This is a genomic window from Desulfomonilaceae bacterium, assembly GCA_041662605.1.
In the GTDB taxonomy this organism is placed as follows: Bacteria; Desulfobacterota; Desulfomonilia; order Desulfomonilales; family Desulfomonilaceae; genus CAJBEZ01.
Window position 1 is genome coordinate 85,216 of record JBAZSD010000005.1, and the last position, 20,256, is coordinate 105,471.

19 protein-coding genes are annotated in these 20,256 nt (G+C 46.5%); 18 read left to right on the forward strand and 1 reads right to left on the reverse strand.

The annotated features are described in order from the left end of the window. The first annotated feature begins 111 nt into the window (after positions 1 to 111). From def to WC647_05900, 18 genes are all read left to right on the forward strand, one after another. Positions 112 to 636: a peptide deformylase gene (gene def / locus WC647_05815; GenBank protein MFA6221813.1), complete on the forward strand. Its 525-nt coding sequence runs from the start codon at positions 112 to 114 to the stop codon at positions 634 to 636. Continuing rightward, complete coding sequence (fmt, locus tag WC647_05820) at positions 633 to 1,580, forward strand: methionyl-tRNA formyltransferase (protein MFA6221814.1); 948 nt, start codon at positions 633 to 635, stop codon at positions 1,578 to 1,580. The genes def and fmt overlap by 4 nt, the downstream gene beginning before the upstream one ends. A gap of 47 nt (positions 1,581 to 1,627) precedes the next feature. Then, a complete protein-coding gene (htpX, locus tag WC647_05825) occupies positions 1,628 to 2,467 on the forward strand; it encodes a zinc metalloprotease HtpX (protein MFA6221815.1) in 840 nt (279 codons plus the stop codon). A 155-nt stretch (positions 2,468 to 2,622) separates the two neighbouring features. Beyond that, a complete protein-coding gene (gene rsmB / locus WC647_05830) occupies positions 2,623 to 3,987 on the forward strand; it encodes a 16S rRNA (cytosine(967)-C(5))-methyltransferase RsmB (GenBank protein MFA6221816.1) in 1,365 nt (454 codons plus the stop codon). Between the two features lie 390 nt (positions 3,988 to 4,377). After that, a complete protein-coding gene (locus tag WC647_05835) occupies positions 4,378 to 4,932 on the forward strand; it encodes a cupin domain-containing protein (protein MFA6221817.1) in 555 nt (184 codons plus the stop codon). Positions 4,933 to 4,997: 65 nt separating this feature from the next. Continuing rightward, on the forward strand, positions 4,998 to 6,221 hold the full coding sequence (locus WC647_05840; GenBank protein ID MFA6221818.1) for an amino acid ABC transporter substrate-binding protein: 1,224 nt from the start codon (positions 4,998 to 5,000) through the stop codon (positions 6,219 to 6,221). 127 nt (positions 6,222 to 6,348) lie between these two features. After that, positions 6,349 to 7,863: a CoA-acylating methylmalonate-semialdehyde dehydrogenase gene (gene mmsA / locus WC647_05845; protein ID MFA6221819.1), complete on the forward strand. Its 1,515-nt coding sequence runs from the start codon at positions 6,349 to 6,351 to the stop codon at positions 7,861 to 7,863. 3 nt (positions 7,864 to 7,866) lie between these two features. Then, complete coding sequence (locus WC647_05850) at positions 7,867 to 8,739, forward strand: branched-chain amino acid ABC transporter permease (GenBank protein MFA6221820.1); 873 nt, start codon at positions 7,867 to 7,869, stop codon at positions 8,737 to 8,739. Between the two features lie 27 nt (positions 8,740 to 8,766). Then, positions 8,767 to 9,717: a branched-chain amino acid ABC transporter permease gene (locus tag WC647_05855; GenBank protein ID MFA6221821.1), complete on the forward strand. Its 951-nt coding sequence runs from the start codon at positions 8,767 to 8,769 to the stop codon at positions 9,715 to 9,717. Between the two features lie 33 nt (positions 9,718 to 9,750). Next, on the forward strand, positions 9,751 to 10,488 hold the full coding sequence (locus WC647_05860) for an ABC transporter ATP-binding protein (protein MFA6221822.1): 738 nt from the start codon (positions 9,751 to 9,753) through the stop codon (positions 10,486 to 10,488). 11 nt (positions 10,489 to 10,499) lie between these two features. Beyond that, the gene (locus tag WC647_05865; GenBank protein ID MFA6221823.1) at positions 10,500 to 11,216 is read left to right on the forward strand and encodes an ABC transporter ATP-binding protein; all 717 of its coding nucleotides are present in this window, start codon (positions 10,500 to 10,502) and stop codon (positions 11,214 to 11,216) included. Positions 11,217 to 11,242: 26 nt separating this feature from the next. After that, the gene (locus WC647_05870) at positions 11,243 to 11,782 is read left to right on the forward strand and encodes a (2Fe-2S)-binding protein (protein MFA6221824.1); all 540 of its coding nucleotides are present in this window, start codon (positions 11,243 to 11,245) and stop codon (positions 11,780 to 11,782) included. Continuing rightward, positions 11,766 to 12,635, forward strand: a complete 870-nt coding sequence (locus WC647_05875; protein ID MFA6221825.1) for a xanthine dehydrogenase family protein subunit M — start codon at positions 11,766 to 11,768, stop codon at positions 12,633 to 12,635. The genes WC647_05870 and WC647_05875 overlap by 17 nt, the downstream gene beginning before the upstream one ends. Beyond that, positions 12,619 to 14,952 carry a xanthine dehydrogenase family protein molybdopterin-binding subunit gene (locus WC647_05880; GenBank protein ID MFA6221826.1) on the forward strand — a complete coding sequence of 778 codons (2,334 nt, stop codon included), beginning with the start codon at positions 12,619 to 12,621 and terminating at the stop codon, positions 14,950 to 14,952. Before WC647_05875 ends, WC647_05880 begins: the two co-directional genes overlap by 17 nt. Positions 14,953 to 14,971: 19 nt before the next feature. Then, entirely contained in the window at positions 14,972 to 16,129 is a 1,158-nt protein-coding gene (locus WC647_05885; GenBank protein MFA6221827.1) for an amidohydrolase family protein, read from the forward strand. Positions 16,130 to 16,162: 33 nt separating this feature from the next. Next, positions 16,163 to 17,662 (forward strand): 4Fe-4S dicluster domain-containing protein, encoded by a 1,500-nt coding sequence (locus tag WC647_05890; protein ID MFA6221828.1) that lies wholly within the window; start codon positions 16,163 to 16,165, stop codon positions 17,660 to 17,662. 68 nt (positions 17,663 to 17,730) lie between these two features. After that, positions 17,731 to 18,525: a hypothetical protein gene (locus WC647_05895; protein ID MFA6221829.1), complete on the forward strand. Its 795-nt coding sequence runs from the start codon at positions 17,731 to 17,733 to the stop codon at positions 18,523 to 18,525. 52 nt (positions 18,526 to 18,577) lie between these two features. Beyond that, positions 18,578 to 19,156, forward strand: coding sequence for an amino acid synthesis family protein (locus WC647_05900; GenBank protein ID MFA6221830.1), 579 nt, complete (start codon positions 18,578 to 18,580; stop codon positions 19,154 to 19,156). A gap of 206 nt (positions 19,157 to 19,362) precedes the next feature. Here the strand turns inward: WC647_05900 and WC647_05905 are convergent, their stop codons facing one another. Then, on the reverse strand, positions 19,363 to 20,172 hold the full coding sequence (locus WC647_05905; protein ID MFA6221831.1) for an SDR family oxidoreductase: 810 nt from the start codon (positions 20,170 to 20,172) through the stop codon (positions 19,363 to 19,365). Positions 20,173 to 20,256 lie beyond the last annotated feature (84 nt).

Here is a 20,256-nt window from a genome sequence, read left to right on the forward strand (position 1 = left end):
CTCTCCATTTCAATTCAAGATGCTTTTCTTGCGTGGAATCATTTAAAAACCGCGGCTTGACAGTTTTATTAACATGTAGACATATGTATTAAAACCTTGAAAGGCTCACATATGCCTGTTCTTAGAATAGTCACAGCTCCTGACAATAAACTGGCGTCAAAAGCGGAACTTGTAACAGAGTTGAACGAAGATGTGCTCCGGTTGGCTTCAGACATGACAGATACTATGTATAAGGCTCCGGGAATAGGGTTGGCCGCAAATCAGGTTGGGGAACTCATTAGACTGATCGTTTTCGACATCCACTACGCGTACGCAGAGCCTAAAGACAAAAGAAAGGCTCCAACAGTCATTATTAATCCCGTAATATTAATTTCGGATGGAGAAGAATTTAAGGAAGAGGGGTGTCTCAGTGTTCCCAACTTTAACGTTGATGTCAAACGCGCTGCGCGTGTTCAGGTTGAAGGCGTAGACATAAACGGTAAACCGGTGAAGATGGAAGCCGAAGGTCTCATGGCGCGAGTGCTCCAACACGAAATAGATCACCTGGAAGGCAAAACTCTCCTGGATCATGCGTCCGCACTTAAGAGAAGCATTTATCAAAGACGCGCAAAAAAAACCCAACGGAGCGGTAAGTGACACTGCGTCTTGTGTTTATGGGCTCACCCCCGTTTGCTATACCGACGCTCGAAGCCCTTTACCAAGAATTTGAAATAGTAGCTGTTTTTTCACAGGCGGACAAACCGACGGGTCGGGGTAAAATATTAACAGCTACACCGGTAAAACAAGCGGCCCAAGATTTGGGCCTCACGTGTCACGAACCCGAAAATCTTAAAGATTCTCAAGTTCTCGGAATATTGAAAGAACTGAAACCTGACGCCATCATTGTCGTCGCTTACGGAAAATTCCTTCCAAAAGATGTTTTGAATCTGCCACCCCTGGGATGTTTAAATCTTCACGCGTCTCTACTTCCTAAACATCGTGGACCGTCCCCTATTTCCGCTGCTCTGCTTTCAGGAGATGAACAAACAGGAGCCACGGTAATGCTTATGGACTCCGGAATGGACACAGGACAAATTCTTGCCCAAAGCGTTGTTCAAATAGGACCAGGAGACACCGCTGGTGAGCTACACGATAAGCTCATGGAACAAGGGGCTTTTTTGATGGTCGAAACAATTAAGAAACTGGCCAAAAAGGAAATTGTTTCCGTTCCTCAGGATGAGTCCAGAGCTACATATTCTAAACTTCTAAAGAAAACCGATGGATTGATGAATTGGAATTTGGACGCTTCTCGCCTTGATAGAATAGTTCGGGCAATGAATCCTTGGCCTGGCGCTTTCTTCCTGTTGGGAAGACAGGCCGTGAGGGTCTGGCGAGGAAGCCCACTTGAGGGGCATGGACAACCGGGGATTGTAGTTGACGTGACATCAAAAGGAGTTTTCGTTGGAACCGGTCGAGGACTTTATTGCCTTGAAGAAGTTCAGGCGCCTTCAAAAAAAAGAATATCCGCGCCGGACTTTGCTAGAGGGAAAAGACTGAAACCGGGCGCCAGCTTTACGGAAGGACACGACATAATCGTTTAACGATTGTCTACATTAATTTTTGAGACAATAATTCATGGAGTGAAAAAATGAACCAACTCAAGACAGTGATTCTGCTCGCCGCTCTTAGTGGTTTGTTGGTAGTCCTGGGTGGATACCTTGGAGGCAAAAATGGAGCCACGCTGGCGCTGGTTATCGCTTTAGCGATGAATTTCGGCAGCTACTGGTTTAGTGATAAAATCGTATTGTCCATGTACCATGCTCAGGAAGTTACCGAAGCCGAGGCTCCTGATCTCTACAACCTGATCAGGGAGCTTACCAGGAACGCAGGACTTCCTATGCCTAAAGTGTATATAATTCCAGATGATTCTCCAAACGCGTTCGCGACTGGTAGAAATCCCGAACACGCCGCAGTGGCTGTCACTGAAGGTATATTGAGTATTCTTAGCCGGGATGAGCTTGCAGGGGTCATCGGACACGAACTCGGACATGTAAAAAATCGGGACATACTTATACAAACAGTGGCCGCGACCATCGGCGCCGCTATCACGTACCTGGCGCAATTTGGGTTTCTCTTTGGCGGGAGGTCTGACGATAACAGGGAAGGTGGCGGTTCTTTTTTAGGCTCCTTGATGATGATGATCTTGGCGCCTCTTGCGGCTGCCATCATTCAAATGGCCATATCTAGATCTCGAGAATATATTGCGGATGAGACCGGAGCAAAAATATGCGGACATCCTTTGTGGTTGGCAAGCGCGCTGGGCAAGCTTCAGAAAGGGGTCGAAAGAGTTCCTATGCAGGCGGAACAGGCCACGGCTCATATGTTTATCGTGAGCCCCTTTTTCGGAAGCGGCATGTCGAATCTCTTCTCAACACACCCACCTATTGAAAACCGCATCGAAAGACTTGAAAAAATGGCTGGCTACTGAGTGTTATAAATCTAAATAGATGTGTCTTTTATGCTTGAGCCTCTGGCGAATTCGCGTGCAATTAATTGCCAGGGGCTCATAGCCATCTCTTGTTTCTCTCAAGATCATGAAGCCAATTTTTAATATTAGTTGGCGCCTATTACGTTTGAGGCCAAATGACCAACCGAGGTTTTTCAGTCACCGTCTCGCGTGAACTGGCTCTGAATGCATTGAATGAATGCGACAAAGGCAGTTATGCGGAAAATGCGATTGCGGATGTTCTCTCTAACAGAGTTGTATCGGAAAAGGATCGATCACTTGTTACCGAAATTGTCTATGGATCTATCCGCTGGAAAATGAGACTGGACTCAACAATAAATTCTTTTCTTAAAAACTCTCCTAAAAAACTGAAATCCGACATCCGGAATATTCTAAGAATCGCCTTGTACCAATTGATTTTTCTGGATAGAATTCCGGCCCATTCAATTGTAAATGAGGCGGTTTCACAGGCAAAAGGTTTGTATGGAGGCGCTTTTTCAGGAATGGTAAACGCAATTCTCAGATCGGTGTTGGCAAATACTGAAATGTTTAACGCCAAGCCCGGGAGAGAACTGAATTCTTTAGCCGTTCATTATTCACACCCCGAATGGTTGGTTAAACGATGGATTTCTGAATATGGGATGGAAGAAACTCTGAATATTCTGGAATTCAACAATCGACGCGCCGAATTAAATGTCCGTGTAAATTCAATCAAGACAAACATTTCCGATCTGATTTCCTGTTTTGAAAAAGAGGGTTTGACTTACGAAGTTCTGGACATGAGCCTAGGAGCGTTAACGATTTCAAAATGGAGAGCCCCTGTAAAAGAATTACCCGGCTTCAAGGAAGGTCTTTTTGCGATTCAAAATTTTGCTTCTCAAGTAATAGCCACATTGATTAAACCGAAGCCACAGCATGAAATTCTGGACGTTTGCGGCGCTCCTGGTGGAAAATCCTCGCATATCGCTGCGATTGTGAATAATCAGGCTAGTATCACTTTGGTAGATGCGAACCCCAAGCGTCTTGAGGAAGCCGGGAAAAATTTCAAACGCCTCGGGGTCGAGTGTGTAAAAATAATCCGGGGGAACGCCGAACAGGCGTCTTTTCTCAATTCATTGGGAGCATTCGATGGTGTTCTCGTTGACGCTCCCTGCTCCAATCTGGGAGTGTTGAGACACAACTGCGAGGCAAAATATCGTGTAAGTCCCGACGAATTGAATAAGATGGCTGAGCGGCAATTGCTAATCTTGTCTGAAGCCGCCAAGACCGTCAAGAAATCGGGATTATTGGTGTATTGTGTATGCTCAGTCAGTCAAGAAGAAACTTTCAAAGTCATAGGAAAATTTCTCGCGTCTCACACGGATTTTGTCATAGATAAAATCGAGGTCCATGAAGTTCCAAGCCCTAAATTTCTGACTGATGACGGGTTTTTCTTCTCTTTTCCACCTTTCATAGGAATTTTGACGGATGGATTTTTCGCTGCAAGAATCAAAAAGATCTAGAAGCCTAAACCGTAAATTCATCAAAACGCGTCGCGCAAAGCGGATATTTTTCCAAAAACTGAAGTCTAAATTCGGCATAGATTTGATTGGTGAGTCAATAGTGTGAAAAAAATTCATTCAGTTATTAATATGACAAGAAAAGTGTGAAGAAAACGCGCGACGTACGGGCTGGCTATCGCAAGCTGAATGCTTAAGGTTCTGATAAATGAACCTATTTTAGGTTTGGCACGTGCGTTGCTATAGTAAAGGGCGAACAACGACTCCTAACCATACCCTCTTAGCAATCCTCCAGAATGGATTGCTTTTTTTTTGCCAAAAAATTGTTGACAGAGAAAATGTTTGAGCATACTTTACAATTTAATTAATACTTAACAACAAGGTTCCCGTCCCATGAGCGTCGAACTGCAAATCGGGAGTCGAATCCGGGCGCAAAGACTCGGTAATAAACTGACTCTTAAGAGGTTGGCCGAAATGGTCGGTTGCTCTGACGCTTATTTGTCACAAGTGGAAAATGGGAAAGTCTCCCCGTCAATCTCCAGCCTAAAAAAAATATCTGAGGCTTTACAGGCCAAGATAACAGATTTTTTTGTAGAAACCGAAAATGATGACCCAATAGTACTGCCCCAGGACCAGAGAGTGACTATCACCCTGGAAGGATGGAACGCTCGTATCGAGTCTTTAATTATCAACTCCAGGAACAAGAGAATGCATCCGTTTTTCACCACAATTCAACCTGGTGGTGGATCACACGGTCTTTACAGCCACGTAGGGGAAGAATTTGGAATAGTCCTCAAGGGGAAATTACAAATTCACATCGAAGACGATATTCATCTGGTTCATCAAAATGAGAGCTTCTATTATAATTCCAATTTACCTCACAGTTGGACTAATCCTGGTAAGTCGGAAACGATAGTGGTTTGGGTCATAAGTCCTCCGACATTTTAAGCCTAGAGGATGCATATGTTCGAAACTCTAAGGATCAAATCCAATTCAGGAAAAGGAGAGTGACGATGATTCTAAAAAGCTTCAGGTTAGTTTTGGTTCTGCTGCTTGCTGGTCTCTTATGCGTAGGGCTGGCGTGGGGCGAACAAAAAAAAGTCTGGAAAATCGGGGTTGCGGTTTCTCTGACTGGTGTGTTTGGTAAAGATGGAAGCCTGGTCAAAGACGCTTACACACTTTGGCAGGAGACCGTCAACGCGGCTGGTGGAATTAACGGTTCACCCGTGGAGATAATCTTTTATGATGACAAGAGCGACCCAGCGACTACGGCTAAACTGACTGAACAACTTATTGTCAGTGACAAGGTTGATCTACTCTTGGGTGGATTCGGAAGTAGCCAATTGTTCGCTGCGAGCCCTGTCGCTGAAAAAAATCAGTATCCTTTGATCAGCGGCGGCGCAAGCTCCAACAAGCTGTTCGAACGGGGATTCAAATACTATTTTTCAACTCTCGGTAAAGCTACCGAGGAAGTTCGAGGATGTGTCGACATTTTTTCGGCCGTTAGTCCTAAACCAAAAACAGCCGCTATTATTGGGGCGGATATTTTATTCACATCGTTAGCTTGTGAAGGTTTCAAGAAATATTGCGGACAAAACGGCATAGAAGTGGTTCACTACGAGCTGTTTCCAATGGCGTTGCAGGACTACAACTCTTTGTTGACCAAGGTGAAGAACAAGAACCCCGACATACTGCTGGTAGGTTCCCATCTTCTCGTGGCGATGAAGACCATAAAAGCCATGAAGGAGATAGACTTCAGCCCCAAGGCGGTAGCTTTCAGTTACGGCCCAACTGTCCCAAAATTTGTGGAGGATCTGAAAGGTGACGCTAACTACGTAATCGCCGCATCTGAATGGACTGGAAACATGCCCTATTCAGGAAAAGTTTTCGGTAAGGCGTCGAACTTTAAGGAGCTTTATTTCAAAAGATTCAATCGTTTTCCTGATTATGTTGAGGCGGCCGCAGCCGGTGGGGCCGTGGCCCAGCAAACCGTTTTGCAAGAATTGAAGTTAACACCCCCTTTAAACAAAGAAAATCGTGTCAAAATTATGGAGGCCTTGCACAAGGACACATTTGAGACTTTCTACGGCAAAATCCACTTTGGAGCAGATGGAGCCAACGAAGCCCATCCTCCAGTAGCGGTGCAAATCCAGAATGGAAAACTCGAAAATGTCTTTCCTCTAGATTACGCTGAGGCAAAGATTCAGTATCCTTTCAAACCATGGAAGGAAAGGTAATTTTTTTGCGTCAAGGGGATTGGTGGAACTGCGCTAATCCCCTTGGCAATGTCAATCGTAAATTCAAGAGTCCGCAAATCATACGGTAGCCGACTTTTTAAATCAGAAAATCATCGGAAAGATTCAAATGTCAGTCAGAAAATTACGAAATTATGTAAACGGTGAGTGGATTGATTCAAAGACAGAGTCATTTTTCCCTATAGTAAACTCTTTGGATGGTCAAACAATAGCATTATGCCCTGATTCAACAACAAATGAAGTGGATGACGCAATTTATGCAGGGAAACAGGCTTTTCAATCCTGGAGAAACACGATTCCCACGCGGCGCGCTGATATTCTTTACAAATTGCGCGAAAAAATGCTCTCAGCGATCGGAGAACTTGCCGAAATCATAACACTTGAACATGGAAAAACCCTCTCCGACGCCAAGGGTGAACTCACCCGGGCCATTCAATATGTAGAACATCCATGTGGAATCCCGGAATTGTTGAAGGGGAGTCACAGTGAAGATGTTGGGACAGGCGTCGATGAGTATTACATACGAGAACCATTGGGTGTATTTAGTTTGCTGCCTCCTTTCAACTTTCCGGCCATGATTGCGCTCTATTTTACCTGGCCTATCGCTTGTGGGAATACAGTGGTAGTTAAACCCAGTGAGTTATGTCCCATGACCATGCTCAGAATAACTGAATTGGCTGAAGAATCAGGGTTTCCCAAGGGGGTGCTGAATGTGGTTAATGGGGGACCGAGCGTGGGAGAGAGGCTGTGCACACATCCGGACATTCAGGGCGTGACGTTTGTCGGTTCATCCAGGGTAGCTGAAATGGTTTATCGGACAGCCACCTCACATGGGAAAAGGGCTCAATGCCAGGGCGGCGCAAAAAATCATGTGTTAGTAATGGATGACGCAAACCTTGATGAGGCTATTCCCAATATCGTGAATTCTTGCTTTGGTCACACAAGTCAAAGATGTTTTGCGGTTTCAAACATTTTGGTCAGTGAAAAAATTTACGATTCATTTAAGGAAAAATTTGTCGCCGCATGCAAGGAGTTGAAATTGGGGTCTGGCCGTGAAGCTGGAACCAATATGGGGCCGGTTATAAACAAGCCTGCCCTGGATCGGCTGTACAAAGCCGTCGACACGGCTCTTCAGGAAGGGGCTTCAATCATTCTCGACGGCAGGAGTCCCAAAATCAATGATTATCCAAACGGATTTTTCTTCGGTCCCACTTTATTAGAGGCGGAACCGGATAATTTCGCATTCAAGGAAGAAATTTTTGGACCAGTGCGGTGTTTGAAAAAAGTCAAAACCCTTCAGGAAGCCATAGAAATTATCAATTCAAGCGCATATGGACATACAGGTGTGATCTACACACAAAATGGCGGTTGGGCGCGTCACTTCATTAGAAACGTCAATACTGGGCAAATTGGGGTAAATGTTGGAACCCCCGCACCGATTGCGTTCTATCCGGTAGGAGGACGCAAGGTGTCTTTTTACGGCTCTCATCGAGGTCGAGCAAACGACGCGATCGATTTTTATACGGATAAAAAAGTGGTTGTAACGAAATGGAGTTCCTATTCTGAAAAATCGGCTCCAGATAAATCGAATAAAAAGAACGAACCGAGTTCGGTATTGTTTTAAGATATGGACACAGTATTAGCTCAAGCTGTGATTAACGGGCTTCTTTTAGGAGGAGTCTATACGGCGTATTCAGCCGGATTCTCCCTTATATTCGGAGTTATGGGGGTGGTCAATCTCGCTCACGGTGAGTTGATAATGCTTGGGGCTTTCACATCATACTGGCTGTTTGATTTCTTCAAGCTGGATCCATATTTGAGCGCTCCATTCGCAATGGTGTTTCTATTCATATTTGGCTATCTGGTTCAAAAGCACATCATTAACCGAGTAATCGGACAGCCGCACATTATGAGCTATATTTTGACCTTTGGTCTCCATTTGATGGTGGCCAATATAGCCATCAAAATGTGGACCCAGGACTTCAGAACCATTACTACGAGTTATTCAGGAGCCAACGCCGCCATACTGGGTCTGAATATTCCTTACGCCCGATTAATCACTTTTATTGTCGCTCTTCTGGTTACATGGGGCTTGTGGTTTTTCCTGATGAAGACAGAGACTGGCCGAGCTATTAGAGCTACGGCTCAGGACAAAGAAGTCGCGAGATTGATGGGCGTGGATATCAGAAACATTTATGCGATTACCTTTGGGTTGGGCGCTGCCATAACGGGATTATCAGGAGCCGTCATGAGTCCCTTTGTAATAATCTCACCTGAAATGGGGCTCGAATACACTATAATCGCCTTTTGCGTTGTCGTTTTGGGAGGCATGGGATACATGCCCGGGGCCCTGGTTGGCGGGCTGGTGTTAGGGGTTGCCCAAGCTTTGGCCGCCACCTATTTGAACGCCGGCGCTTCAGTCGCGATAACGTTCATAATCCTGTTTGTCATGCTGGTTATTAGGCCGGCGGGAATACTCGGTAAAGGTAGCGTGGCATGACATGGTTTGAGAATAATCGAGGGCCCGATGAATTTTAAGACCGACAAGATAATTCTGGCCGTATTCTTGATAATTTCAGCGGCGCTGGCGTTTCTACCTTCTTTTGTAAAGTCTGAATATTTGTTGAGGTTGATAGCTGTAGTTATTCTCTGGATAGGGCTGGCAGGATGCTGGAACATGATGAGCGGCTACACTGGCTACATCGATTTTGGCCCAGTCGTCTATTTTGGAATCGGCTCATATGTTGTCGCCATAGCTATGACCAAGTATGGAATACCTTTTTTCCCGAGCTTGGCTCTTGCCGGATTGGTTTCGGCCCTAACGGCTTTTTTTATAGGGATCCCGACTTTACGCTTGAAGGGAGCTTATTTTGCAATAGCCACATTCGCTTTTGCCGAAGCTATGAAACAAATCACCCTGGAGTTCGACCGTACTTTCTCTGTTTCATTTTTTCAGGGTAGCGACGGGATAACTTTACCCATAAGCGGATATGACAACACTTTTTTCTTTTATTGTATTTTTCCAGTCACATTTCTCGTGATCTTGGCTCACTATTTCATAGAGCATTCAAAATTCGGGTACGGCCTCAAAGCGATCAAAGAAGCGGAAACAGCGGCTGAAATCAGTGGGGTTAATACAACATTAAATAAATTGAGGGCTTATGTTACAAGCGCCTTTTTCCTGGGGCTGTTTGGAGCCATAGAAGCCTACTGGATTACTTATATAACTCCGTCGGATGTGTTCAACGTACAAAAAACGGTTCAGATGGTCATTATGACCCTTTTGGGAGGAATGGGCACATTCCTCGGGCCTGTTGTGGGAGCCACTTTCCTTACTTTAATATCAGAAGCTTTGGGAACGAGATTTGTTGAATATTACCTTATCATGATAGGCGCGATCATAATTATAGCGATATTGATCATGCCGAACGGGATAATTGGAACTTTGAAGATTCGTAAAAAGTTAAGGTTTATTTGATTTAATGAACAACAACATCTTTTGGGTGGAATAATGACCGGATTGCAATGCAAAGACGTCACTATGAAATTTGGGGCCCTGGCAGCGGTCCAAATGGTGAGTTTTTCTTTAAACCCCGGAGAAATCCTCGGAATGATCGGACCGAATGGAGCCGGAAAGACCACTCTTTTTAATTGTGTAATTGGTCTTCACAAACCTAGTTCAGGGAAAATCTACCTTAACAATGTTGATATTACCGGAATGAAACCTCACAGAGTCTGTCGAATGGGGTTGGCCAAAACCTCACAGATTATGGAGCCTTTCCAGGCTATGACTGTGTTCGAAAACGTTCTTGTGGGCGCTTTACACGGCGGACGAATGAGAATGGGCCCAGCCGCGAAGGAGACAGAGAAAGTTATCGAACTAGTGGGATTGAATGAGTACGCTTTCAAACTATCGGGATCCATTCCCGTCCCGGCGCGCCGAAGATTGGAACTTGCCCGAGCCCTGGCGACAGGCGCGAATATCCTTCTCCTGGACGAAAATATGGCTGGGCTGAATCCTCACGAAGTAGACGATGCCCTGAAAATTATAAATCAAATTAGAAACTCCGGGAAATCTCTCATCGTAGTCGAACATATTATGCGAGTTGTGATGGGTATATCTGACCGGATTGTCGTGTTGAACTACGGCGCTAAAATCGCCGACGGTTTCCCTGAAGACGTAGTAAATGATGAGGAGGTCATAAAGGCCTATTTAGGAGAAAAACTCTCGTCTCTCAAAGTGGCTTGAGAACACCTAAAATGGATCAACCTATTTTAAAAGTAGAAAAAATTGATGTTTCCTATCGTGATGTTAAGGTCCTGCATGAGATTGATTTAGAAGTTTATCCCTCTGAAATTGTGACGGTAATAGGCCCCAACGGAGCCGGCAAGAGCACATTGCTGAGCGCCATAATCGGCTTTCAGGCGCCAAATAGAGGTTCAATTTTGTTTAAAGGACACACCATAACGGGGGTTCCGCCTGAAGAAACGGTGAAACTTGGAATGACTATTGTGCCTGAGGGAGCCAGGGTGTTTACGGAAATGTCAGTTTTGGATAACCTCAAAATGGGCTCATATATCAAGTCATCACGAGAGCGTCGAAACGAATCTCTTGAAATGGTTTTTGATTTTTTCCCGCGTTTACATGAACGGATGAAACAAAAGGGAGGGACGCTAAGCGGTGGTGAACGCCAGATGCTGGCTATAGGCAGGGCCCTTATGTCCCGGCCGTCTCTGCTTCTTCTCGACGAGCCTTCCTTGGGTTTAGCCCCATTGCTAGTCACCAAGGTGTTCGAAACCATAGTCAGGATTGCCAGTACTGGTCTGACAGTTCTACTGGTTGAGCAAAATGTTCATTTTTCGCTGGAAATTTCAAAGAAAGCCTATGTTTTGGAAAACGGCCGAATAGTCAAAAGTGGCCCTTCGGAAGAGCTTGCGAACAATGATTACATCAAGAAATCCTATCTGGCCCTCTAGTCGAAACTCTTTTGAGGTCTCATATTATGGATCCTGAAAATATTCAAAACGAACCTGAAGAAATTACGATTCGTTTTTATCTGAATGGATCAGAAACAACAGTCACCATAAATCCTTGGGAAACAGCCTCAGAAGTCCTTCGTAACAGATTGGATCTCAAAGGAGTCAAAATAGGTTGTGGAATAGGGGAGTGCGGGGCGTGCACGATCATTCTGGAAGGGAAAACGGTTAACTCATGCCTGATTCCGGCTGCGCAGCTTGATGGAAGAAGAGTTGAGACGGTAGAAGGTCTGGCTAGAGACGGGATGTTAAATTACCTTCAAAGAGCTTTCCTGGACAAAAACGCTGTCCAATGCGGTTTTTGCACACCAGGGACGCTCATGTCAGCCAAAGCTTTATTGGATAAATGCGATAAACCATCCAGAGAACAGATCGTTAACGCTCTATCCGGTAACTTGTGCAGATGCGCAGGCTACGTACAAATAATAGAGGCTGTGGAAGAAGCCGCGCGGAAGAAACCACTAGGTCAACAGGAAGAGTTATCGATAGATGACCTGCAAATTTAAATATATAAGGCCGAATTCGCTGATTGAGTGCCTGGATTTTTTAGCGGAGAACGGTTCAGAAAGCTCTATCCTGGCTGGTGGCACCGATTTAATGATTTCCCTGAGGCATGAAGAGCGCAACCCAAAATTCGTCATAGATATTTCACGACTTCCTGAAACACGCTTATTGGAACAAAACGGCGCCACAGTCAAAGTTGGCCCAACTCTAACATATTCCGAGTTGATGAATCACGGATTAATCGCCAAATGTTTTCCCGCACTAATATCCGCAATGAGTTGCGTCGGTAGCCTCCAGATAAGAAACATTGGAACATTGGGAGGAAACATAGCCAACTCGTCCCCTGCAGCGGATAGTTTTCCCCCTATGGCCATCTACGACGCCGAAATAATGATTCAAAGAGCCAATTCTGTCAGAATTGAAAAACTTCAAAAGCTGATTGTAGGTCCATATTCAAATACTCTGGAACCCGATGAGTTAATTACTTCCATAATAATGAAGCCTCTCGACAGTCATTGTAAGCAAACCTATCGGCGTATAGGTCGAAGAAAGAGTCTGTCTGTAGCCAGAGTCAATGCTGCCATAGCGGGAAAATTAAAAGATGACGGGCTCTTGGATGATTGCCGGATATCCGTAGGATCAGTAGCTCCTACTCCTCTCAGAATCAGAAAGGTCGAAAACGCCTTGCGGGGAGAGAAACCCGAACTCAAAGTCTTCCGTGAAGCCAGTGAAATGGTTGCAGCGCAAATAATAGAGTTAGTAGGGGCGAGACATTCAACAGAATACAAAAAACCCGCTATTGCAGGGTTAGTTCTTGAATGTCTGGAGGATGTATTCATTGGCCGCGGCATATAATAAGAAAATTCTTTCCACTATTGGTTTGAATGTGACCCGTTTGGGCGCTGAGTCAAAACTCCTGGGTGAAGCGGTATTCTCCAGCGACGTAATATTGGAAAATTGCCTGTGCCTCAAAGTCTTGCGAAGCAACGAGCATCATGCGTTAATTGAATCTATAGATACCCAGGAAGCGTTGAATACTACCGAATGTGTCGCAGTGTTTACTTTTCGGGATATTCCCGGGGTAAACAGGTTTGGCATCATCAACAAGGATCAACCACTTCTGGCTGATACAAAAGTCAGATTCATAGGTGACGCCGTGGCCCTGGTCGCGGCTGTTTCCGAAGAAGCCGCCCAGATCGCTGCTTCCAGGATTCGAATCAAATACAGAAAACTGCCTCCAATCTTTGATCCCGAGGAAGCCCTGTCTCCTGGAGCCGCCAAAATCCATGACAAGGGTAATCTTTTAGGGACGCGTCTGATACGAAAGGGAGTTCCGGAGCTGGCTTTTAGGAAGGCCGAGGTAGTTATTGAACGAACATATCAGACTGGCTTCGTAGAACACGCTTACCTTGAACCGGACGCAGGAGCCGCGTTTCTAGACACGGACGGAACGATACAAATATACGCCACTACGCAAAACCCTCATTATGATCAGGCGGATGTCGCCAGGCTTCTGGGATTACCGGAAAATAAGGTCAGGATTATACAGGCTGTTACCGGTGGTGGTTTTGGATCCAAGCTTGATTTGAACACTCAGGGGTTCTTGGGGCTGGCGGTCTATCACCTCAAAAGACCCGTTAGAATGACGTATAGTCGAGAGGAAGCATTCCTATGCACACCCAAGAGACATCCACTCAAAATAAAATATAAATCGGCGGCAGACACAGACGGGCGACTACTGGCTGTTGATGTAAAGATTGTAGGAGACACAGGGGCCTACGGGTCCTACGGATTGGCTGTTGTGACTCGCTCTGCAGCCCATGCGACTGGTCCGTATGAAGTTCCGAACGTACACATAGAATCCATATTTGCATATACCAACAACCCTATTGCAGGAGCAATGAGGGGTTTTGGAGTCCCTCAGTTGGCGTTCGCTCACGAATCTCAAATGGATCTACTAGCTGAAGCGATAGGCATAAGCCCTCTTGAAATAAGACGGAGGAACGCCCTCAGGCTGGGGTCCACAACGGCCACAAAACAGGAGCTTCGAGCGAGCGTCGGAATCGGACCGTGCATTAAAGCTGTTGCGCCTTATTACAGGAAAATGTTGAAGAAGACCAAGTCCACGGACCACAAGATTCTAAAGGGAGTCGGTCTCGGTTGCATGATCTATGGAATAGGCAATACCGGAGTTCAGAACCCGTCAACGGCTCAAACAGAACTCCTTCCTGATGGTCAAGTAGTCCTGTTTAGCGGCGCGGCGGACATTGGTCAGGGTTCCTCAACTGTTCTGGTTCAAATTGCGGCTGCTGAGCTAGGTTTAAGTCCGTATGAAATAATATTTGTAAACGCGGACACGCTATTGACAACATCCGCAGGCGCAACTTCGGCAAGCAGACAAACATACATTTCTGGGAACGCAGTGTTGGACGCGACTCGGAAACTTAAAGAAGCCTTGTTCACCGAAGCGGCCACAATGCTTAAAACAGGCCGAGGAAGCCTTCGTATGAAGAACGGAAGAATTATAGATTCTTCGAACTCCAAAAAATACGTGACCCTCGAACAGGTCGCCAGAAAAGCCCAAAGAGAAGGTATACCATTGAAGTGGCAAGGTTTTTTCGATCCGGACACAACGGCGTTGGATACGACTTCAGGGCAGGGTGATCCATATGCGACATTCGCATTTGCAGCTCAAGTCGCGGAGGTTGAAGTCAATATTTTAACAGCGGAAGTGACGGTAAAGAAAATAATAGCCGCGCATGATGTTGGTAGAGCCATTAACCCTGATCTGGTCAGAGGGCAAATATACGGTGGAGTGGCTATGGGTTTAGGATTCGCGTTAATGGAGGAATTCATTCCAGGCAAGACAAAATCTTTGAAAGACTACCATGTCCCTACATGCCCCGATATGCCGGATGTGGAGGCATTGATCATTGAAGAAGAGGAACCGACGGGGCCTTTCGGCGCAAAGGGCGTCGGTGAACCTGCTCTAATACCAACGGCCCCAGCCATACTTAACGCTATAGCGAACGCTTTGGGAAACAGAATTTATTCTTTGCCGGCTAATCTGGAACGGGTCATGAAAGCGATTCAATCGGGCCTGCCAAAGGTTGAGCCAAGCGACAAAGCTTTGAGTCAGTCTAAGGTCTTGAGATCCGGCAACCAACAATAGCATCAAGGAGTCTGTTTATATGTCTTCAACGTTAATAAAAAACATTGGTACCCTGATATCTGGCGATATAACTAACCCTATCATTAAAGCCGATAGCGTCTTGATCGAGGATGGCATAATAACTGTGATCGGTTCTGCTTCGGACGTTTCTGCAAATGTTGATTCGGTGATAGACGCAAAAGGAACAACGGTTTCACCGGGGCTTATAGACTCTCATTGTCATGTGGTTTTCGGTGATTATACACCGAGACAGAAGCAGACGGATTTTATTGAGAGTGAAACTCACGGAGGTGTCACAACAATAATTTCCGCGGGAGAAGTTCATTTGCCGGGTCGTCCCAAAGATCCGGCTGGAACAAAAGCTCTGGCGATATTGGCGGCTAAGTCATTCAACAATTTTAGGCCAGGTGGAGCCAAAGTCATCGGGGGTTCAGTAATCCTTGAAAAGGGATTGGTTGAGAAAGACTTTGAGGAAATGGCACGCGAAGGTGTACGAATAGTCGGTGAAATAGGTCTCGGTTCGGTCAAATTTCCAGCGGACGCGGCGCCTATGACGCGTTGGGCGAAAAAAAATAACATGACGGTGCTTATGCACACGGGTGGGACATCAATACCCGGTAGCGACACAGTAACCGCGGAACAAATCATGGCGACCGACCCTGATGTCGCATGCCACGTCAATGGTGGGCCGACCGCAATGTCGGAGGATGAAATCCGAAAGCTTATTATTGACACTAATTACGCCATTGAGCTTGTTCACTGTGGCAATCCAAAGGCGCTCATTGACGCTGTCAATATGGGTATTCAAAGCAAGGCTCTTTCCAGGTTCATCATAGGCAACGACGCTCCTTCGGGCACTGGAGTGGTGCCTCTGGGGATTTTACGAGTCATCTGCATGGTGGCGTCCCTGACAGAAGTTTCCCCCGAACTGGCCATCTGTATGGCTACAGGAAATTCCGCCAAGGTGTTCAAGCTTGACACAGGCTTTGTCCGTGTTGGTTCTCCCGCTGATCTGGTTATGACCGACGCTCCCATGGGATCGGTGGGCAAAACCACTTTGGACGCTATTAAAGTCGGAGACATTCCGGGAGTTTCCATGGTTATGATTGACGGTAAAGTTCATGTGAAAACAAGTAGAAACACTCCTCCTGCGGCAAGAAAACCGTTGTTTTCATAAAACTTTTGGCCTGAAAACAGGGCAAAGACGCAAATGATAATTGATCAGGAAAAATGTGTAGGATGCGCGGAATGTCTATCGATATGTCCGCTGTCAGCCATAAGAATTCGCAACAAAAAAGCCTATATTGATGAAAAGTGTAGTGATTGTGGAGCTTGCTTTCGCATTTGTCAAAACTCAGCTATCTGCGCAGAGCATATACCTACCGAACATTACGTTCAGTGTACTTCCTGCCCAATAGAATGCAAAATAAAGAAGGGTTTTTTTGGCGCCTGTAAGCGTTACCAGAACCGAAACGGCGAGTTAAATCGAGTCATCAAACTAAAAACATACGCGGATGTAAAAGATTTGGTGGGAGAAACTTGCCGTGAGGAAATCCGTCACCCCCTTATAACAGGAATCGGAGCCGGCACTACTTATCCAGATTGTAAACCAGCCCCACATATCGTTCAAAACAAGGTCCACGGAATAGATGTGGTGACAGTAGTCACTGAGGCTCCATTAAGTTATTCCGGGATAAAAATCAAGATTGATACGGACAAGACTCTGGGCGAGGAAGGCTCGCCGATCTATTTCCACCGCAGAAAAGTCGGGCATTTGACCACGGAAGAATATGGCTCGAAAATGTTATCTCTAGGTGGAGTGAATCTTCTCACGGGCCGGGATGGGCTTTTCGTGGCCAGATTGATCTCGGATGTGGCGAATCGAAAAAAAGTCCGTCTCAAGATTCAAGACGGCGTGACATTGGATCTTCAGGTTGGTGGTCCGCCAATAATCAACGGCAAGAAGGATTATTTGATGCGCGTGGGCTGTGGGAGCGCGACGTTGGGACTTTTTGCGGAAATCTTTAAAAAAGTGGCGGATGAAGTAATTATCCTGGATTCACACCTGACCGGCCTAATGAGTGAACACACTGCGGGTGTGTATGTTGGAGTGGCTCCATCAGGGGTCCGGTTGAAATTCCCCAGAAGCACGCCAGGCAGATATTTTGGGGATCACGGTAACGGTTGGGGAGGAACGTCAATTGAGAATCCGACAGACGTTATCGCAAGTGTGGACACTACAGTAGCGAAGCCGGGAATGTTGGTCCTGATTACTGAAACAACAGGGCGAAACGCCGGCATGTTTCAATTAACACCTGAAGGTTCTCTGGAAGAAATAGAAATTTCTCCCGCGGCCAGGAGCGCTGTTCACACAATAGCTGAAACATGTGAAAATTCACGAGTATCAGGAATTTACTGTGGTGGTTCAGGTGGGAGCGCACGTGCCGGCGTGACCAAATATCCTATTCAATTAACTTATGCGGTGCATAGCAACAAAGCCAGTCTGACTGTCGCCGGCGCGCCCACTTTTGTTCTACCCGGAGGTGGGATCAATTTCATGGTTGATGTTGAAAAAGTTATGCCTGGCGCTTTCAGTTGGACACCGACCCCGGCGACCATTTGCCCGATTGAATATACGATGACCCTGGAAGATTACAGGCAAATGGGTGGCCACGAGGAAGCGATAAAACCTTTCGCCGAAGAAGGCTGATCCTGATACTCTGGGAACATCAAATAGCTGTGCTTGGTGACCAAAGTGTTTTTGTGGACTGCGGGCCCATGCGAATGTTCATCGAAGCTTACGATGGTTCACGCCCCTGTCCGGAATTATGTGTAAAGGCGGCAAAACATTCTATAGATATTCTTGTTGAAATCGCAGCGGCAAGAGAGGAATTAAAAGCGCCGCACACAGCGTTTTCTAAGCCTCCTCGATCACAGACTCCTTTCAAGATGTGGGAAGCCACACATGTCGTAGGCGCCCCGGACTTAACCCCTATGGCCGCTGTGGCTGGAGCTATCGCCGATGGCGCAGCCGACTTTCTCCAGGAATTAGGCGTTTCCAAAGTCATTGTCAACAACGGCGGTGACATCGCCATTCGACTGGCTGAAGGAGAACGGGTTAGCGTTGGCATACGATCGGATGTGAATTCCAACCGGATTGAGAGATCAATGCTTGTTGAATGGAACAGCGGTATCGGTGGTATATGCACAAGTGGCCTTGGCGGCCGAAGTTTCACACGAGGTATAGCTTCCGCCGTGACGGTCTCAGCGCCATCGGCCGCTGTGGCGGATGCGGCGGCAAGCGCGATTGCAAACGCAACATTTGTCGCGCACGCGAACATAGTTAGAGGACCGGCTGAAAAGATAGATCCTGACACTGACCTCGTCGGGGTTCAAGTGACCTATGAGGTTGGAAATTTACCCGAAGAATTCGTGCAAATGTGCCTGCAAAAAGGGCTGGTAAGAGCCGAGGCCCTATCGGAAACAGGGATCATAAGCGGGGCCGTGATCACGATAAAAGGCAGAACCGGCTTATCTGAACAGGTAAAACATCTCATTTCAAACTTTGGCTGATAGGATCCTATCAACCTAAATTCTTAGGCTAGTCGTTGAAAGGAGCGATCCAATGGAAATTAGAAAGATATTGACCATAGTCGAAGAGACGAAAATAGAAATGGGCAAAACAGTTGAGCCCGCGACAAGAAGAGCAGCGGCGATTGCAGTCCTAAAGAATCCGTTCGCCGGTTATTACCAGGACAATCTCTCAGAACTGATTGAAATGGGCGAAAAACTTGGAGACTTGTTGGGCAAAAAGGCGCTGGAAGCGCTGGGAATTACCACAAACAAGGCGGAAAGCTACGGTAAGGGAGCCATAGTCGGCTCTCGAGGAGAATTGGAGCATGCCGCCGCAATTTTGCATCCAAAACTGGGAGGACCTTTCAGAGAAGCTTTGGGTGGAGGAAAGGCTATAATCCCATCTTCCAAAAAAATTGGTGGACCAGGAACGGAACTGGATGTCCCGATTCATTATAAAGACGCCGCCTTTGTGAGATCACACTTTGACGCGATGCCGATCCGTGTTCAGGACGCTCCACGCGGTGACGAGATTGTTGTCGCTCTCGTGGTGACGGACTCAGGGAGACCTTTGGCCAGGGTTGGCGGTCTCAAGAAGGAAGAGGCCAAGAAAGAAGACGGGTTGCGATAACTGAAAGAATTTAAGGAATCGAGCGTCGGCAATGAAAATGAAATCTTCCGAATGATTTTTTGTTCCGACGCTTTGTTCTACCTTGCGCCCAATTTGTCTCGCGCACGTTTCAGCAGTTATGCGCTCCTGCTCGATCGCGACTGGCTGTAACTTCACGGGCTTTACCATAGATTCGCCACTGTGTAGCCGTTGTTCATTTTCCCTTGCTAACGACCTTTGTTTATTGCCCTGAGAGCTATACGATCAACGACGCTTGGCGCAATCAGCTTCAACCACTGCCCCACCCGACCCCGCAAAGTCATAATTAGTTCCCGTTTTCGCTGTTCCATAGCCCGGATGATCATTTGTGCGCAAGTTTCAACGGGCATGACCTCTTTTTCTTGCACAGGACTATGTCCCAGCGGCTGCCCGTCGGGGCCGAGCGCTCGTTCACGAACTTCCGAAGATACAAAATCCGGATAAATCATTGTTACTCCGACGCCATATTCGGCTATTTCTATGCGCAATGTGTCAAAGAAACCAGCCATGGCGTGTTTACTAGCGGCATAGGCGCTGCGGGTCGGGACTCCGGCTTTTCCCGTCAGACTGGAAATAGCGACTATTTGTCCTTTTGACTCTTTCAGATATGGCAGAGCGTAATACGTGCAATAAACACTACCAAAATAATTTACGCGCATGATCTGCTCTATCATTCCAAGATCTCGCAGATCTTCGAATTTGGCCCACATTGTTATTCCAGCATTGTTAATCAAAGAGTCGATGCGTTGATAGTGATTTACAGTCTCCCGAATTAGGGCCTCACACTGAGCTTGGGAGCCAACATCTGTTGGAACGGCTATAGCCTTTCCGCCACGAGTTTCACAGTCGGCGCTTACTGTTTCCAAACGTTTCGCATTTCGGGCCGCAAGCGACAGCCACGCTCCCTGCGCAGCGAGTTGATAGGCTAATTCCCGGCCTATGCCACTGGAGGCCCCCGTGATAATAACTACTTTGTCTTTAAAAAATGAATTGGTCATTTTTTTTCACCATCTACTCTGATTTCAAGCATTGTGACTGCCGTGGTTTTTTCCCATTGCGGTCGATCATCTCTTCTACCAACG

Bases quoted from the DNA above. Each gene is read 5' to 3' on its own strand.
- WC647_05835 (MFA6221817.1), top strand. From the start codon at position 4,378: ATGAGCGTCGAACTGCAAATCGGGAGTCGAATCCGGGCGCAAAGACTC.
- WC647_05885 (MFA6221827.1), top strand. From the start codon at position 14,972: ATGTCTTCAACGTTAATAAAAAACATTGGTACCCTGATATCTGGCGAT.
- WC647_05860 (MFA6221822.1), top strand. From the start codon at position 9,751: ATGACCGGATTGCAATGCAAAGACGTCACTATGAAATTTGGGGCCCTG.
- mmsA (MFA6221819.1), top strand. From the start codon at position 6,349: ATGTCAGTCAGAAAATTACGAAATTATGTAAACGGTGAGTGGATTGAT.
- WC647_05865 (MFA6221823.1), top strand. From the start codon at position 10,500: ATGGATCAACCTATTTTAAAAGTAGAAAAAATTGATGTTTCCTATCGT.
- WC647_05855 (MFA6221821.1), top strand. From the start codon at position 8,767: ATGAATTTTAAGACCGACAAGATAATTCTGGCCGTATTCTTGATAATT.
- WC647_05870 (MFA6221824.1), top strand. From the start codon at position 11,243: ATGGATCCTGAAAATATTCAAAACGAACCTGAAGAAATTACGATTCGT.
- WC647_05840 (MFA6221818.1), top strand. From the start codon at position 4,998: ATGATTCTAAAAAGCTTCAGGTTAGTTTTGGTTCTGCTGCTTGCTGGT.
- WC647_05905 (MFA6221831.1), bottom strand. From the start codon at position 20,172: ATGACCAATTCATTTTTTAAAGACAAAGTAGTTATTATCACGGGGGCC.
- WC647_05895 (MFA6221829.1), top strand. From the start codon at position 17,731: ATGCGAATGTTCATCGAAGCTTACGATGGTTCACGCCCCTGTCCGGAA.
- htpX (MFA6221815.1), top strand. From the start codon at position 1,628: ATGAACCAACTCAAGACAGTGATTCTGCTCGCCGCTCTTAGTGGTTTG.
- WC647_05900 (MFA6221830.1), top strand. From the start codon at position 18,578: ATGGAAATTAGAAAGATATTGACCATAGTCGAAGAGACGAAAATAGAA.
- rsmB (MFA6221816.1), top strand. From the start codon at position 2,623: ATGACCAACCGAGGTTTTTCAGTCACCGTCTCGCGTGAACTGGCTCTG.
- WC647_05850 (MFA6221820.1), top strand. From the start codon at position 7,867: ATGGACACAGTATTAGCTCAAGCTGTGATTAACGGGCTTCTTTTAGGA.
- WC647_05890 (MFA6221828.1), top strand. From the start codon at position 16,163: ATGATAATTGATCAGGAAAAATGTGTAGGATGCGCGGAATGTCTATCG.
- WC647_05875 (MFA6221825.1), top strand. From the start codon at position 11,766: ATGACCTGCAAATTTAAATATATAAGGCCGAATTCGCTGATTGAGTGC.
- def (MFA6221813.1), top strand. From the start codon at position 112: ATGCCTGTTCTTAGAATAGTCACAGCTCCTGACAATAAACTGGCGTCA.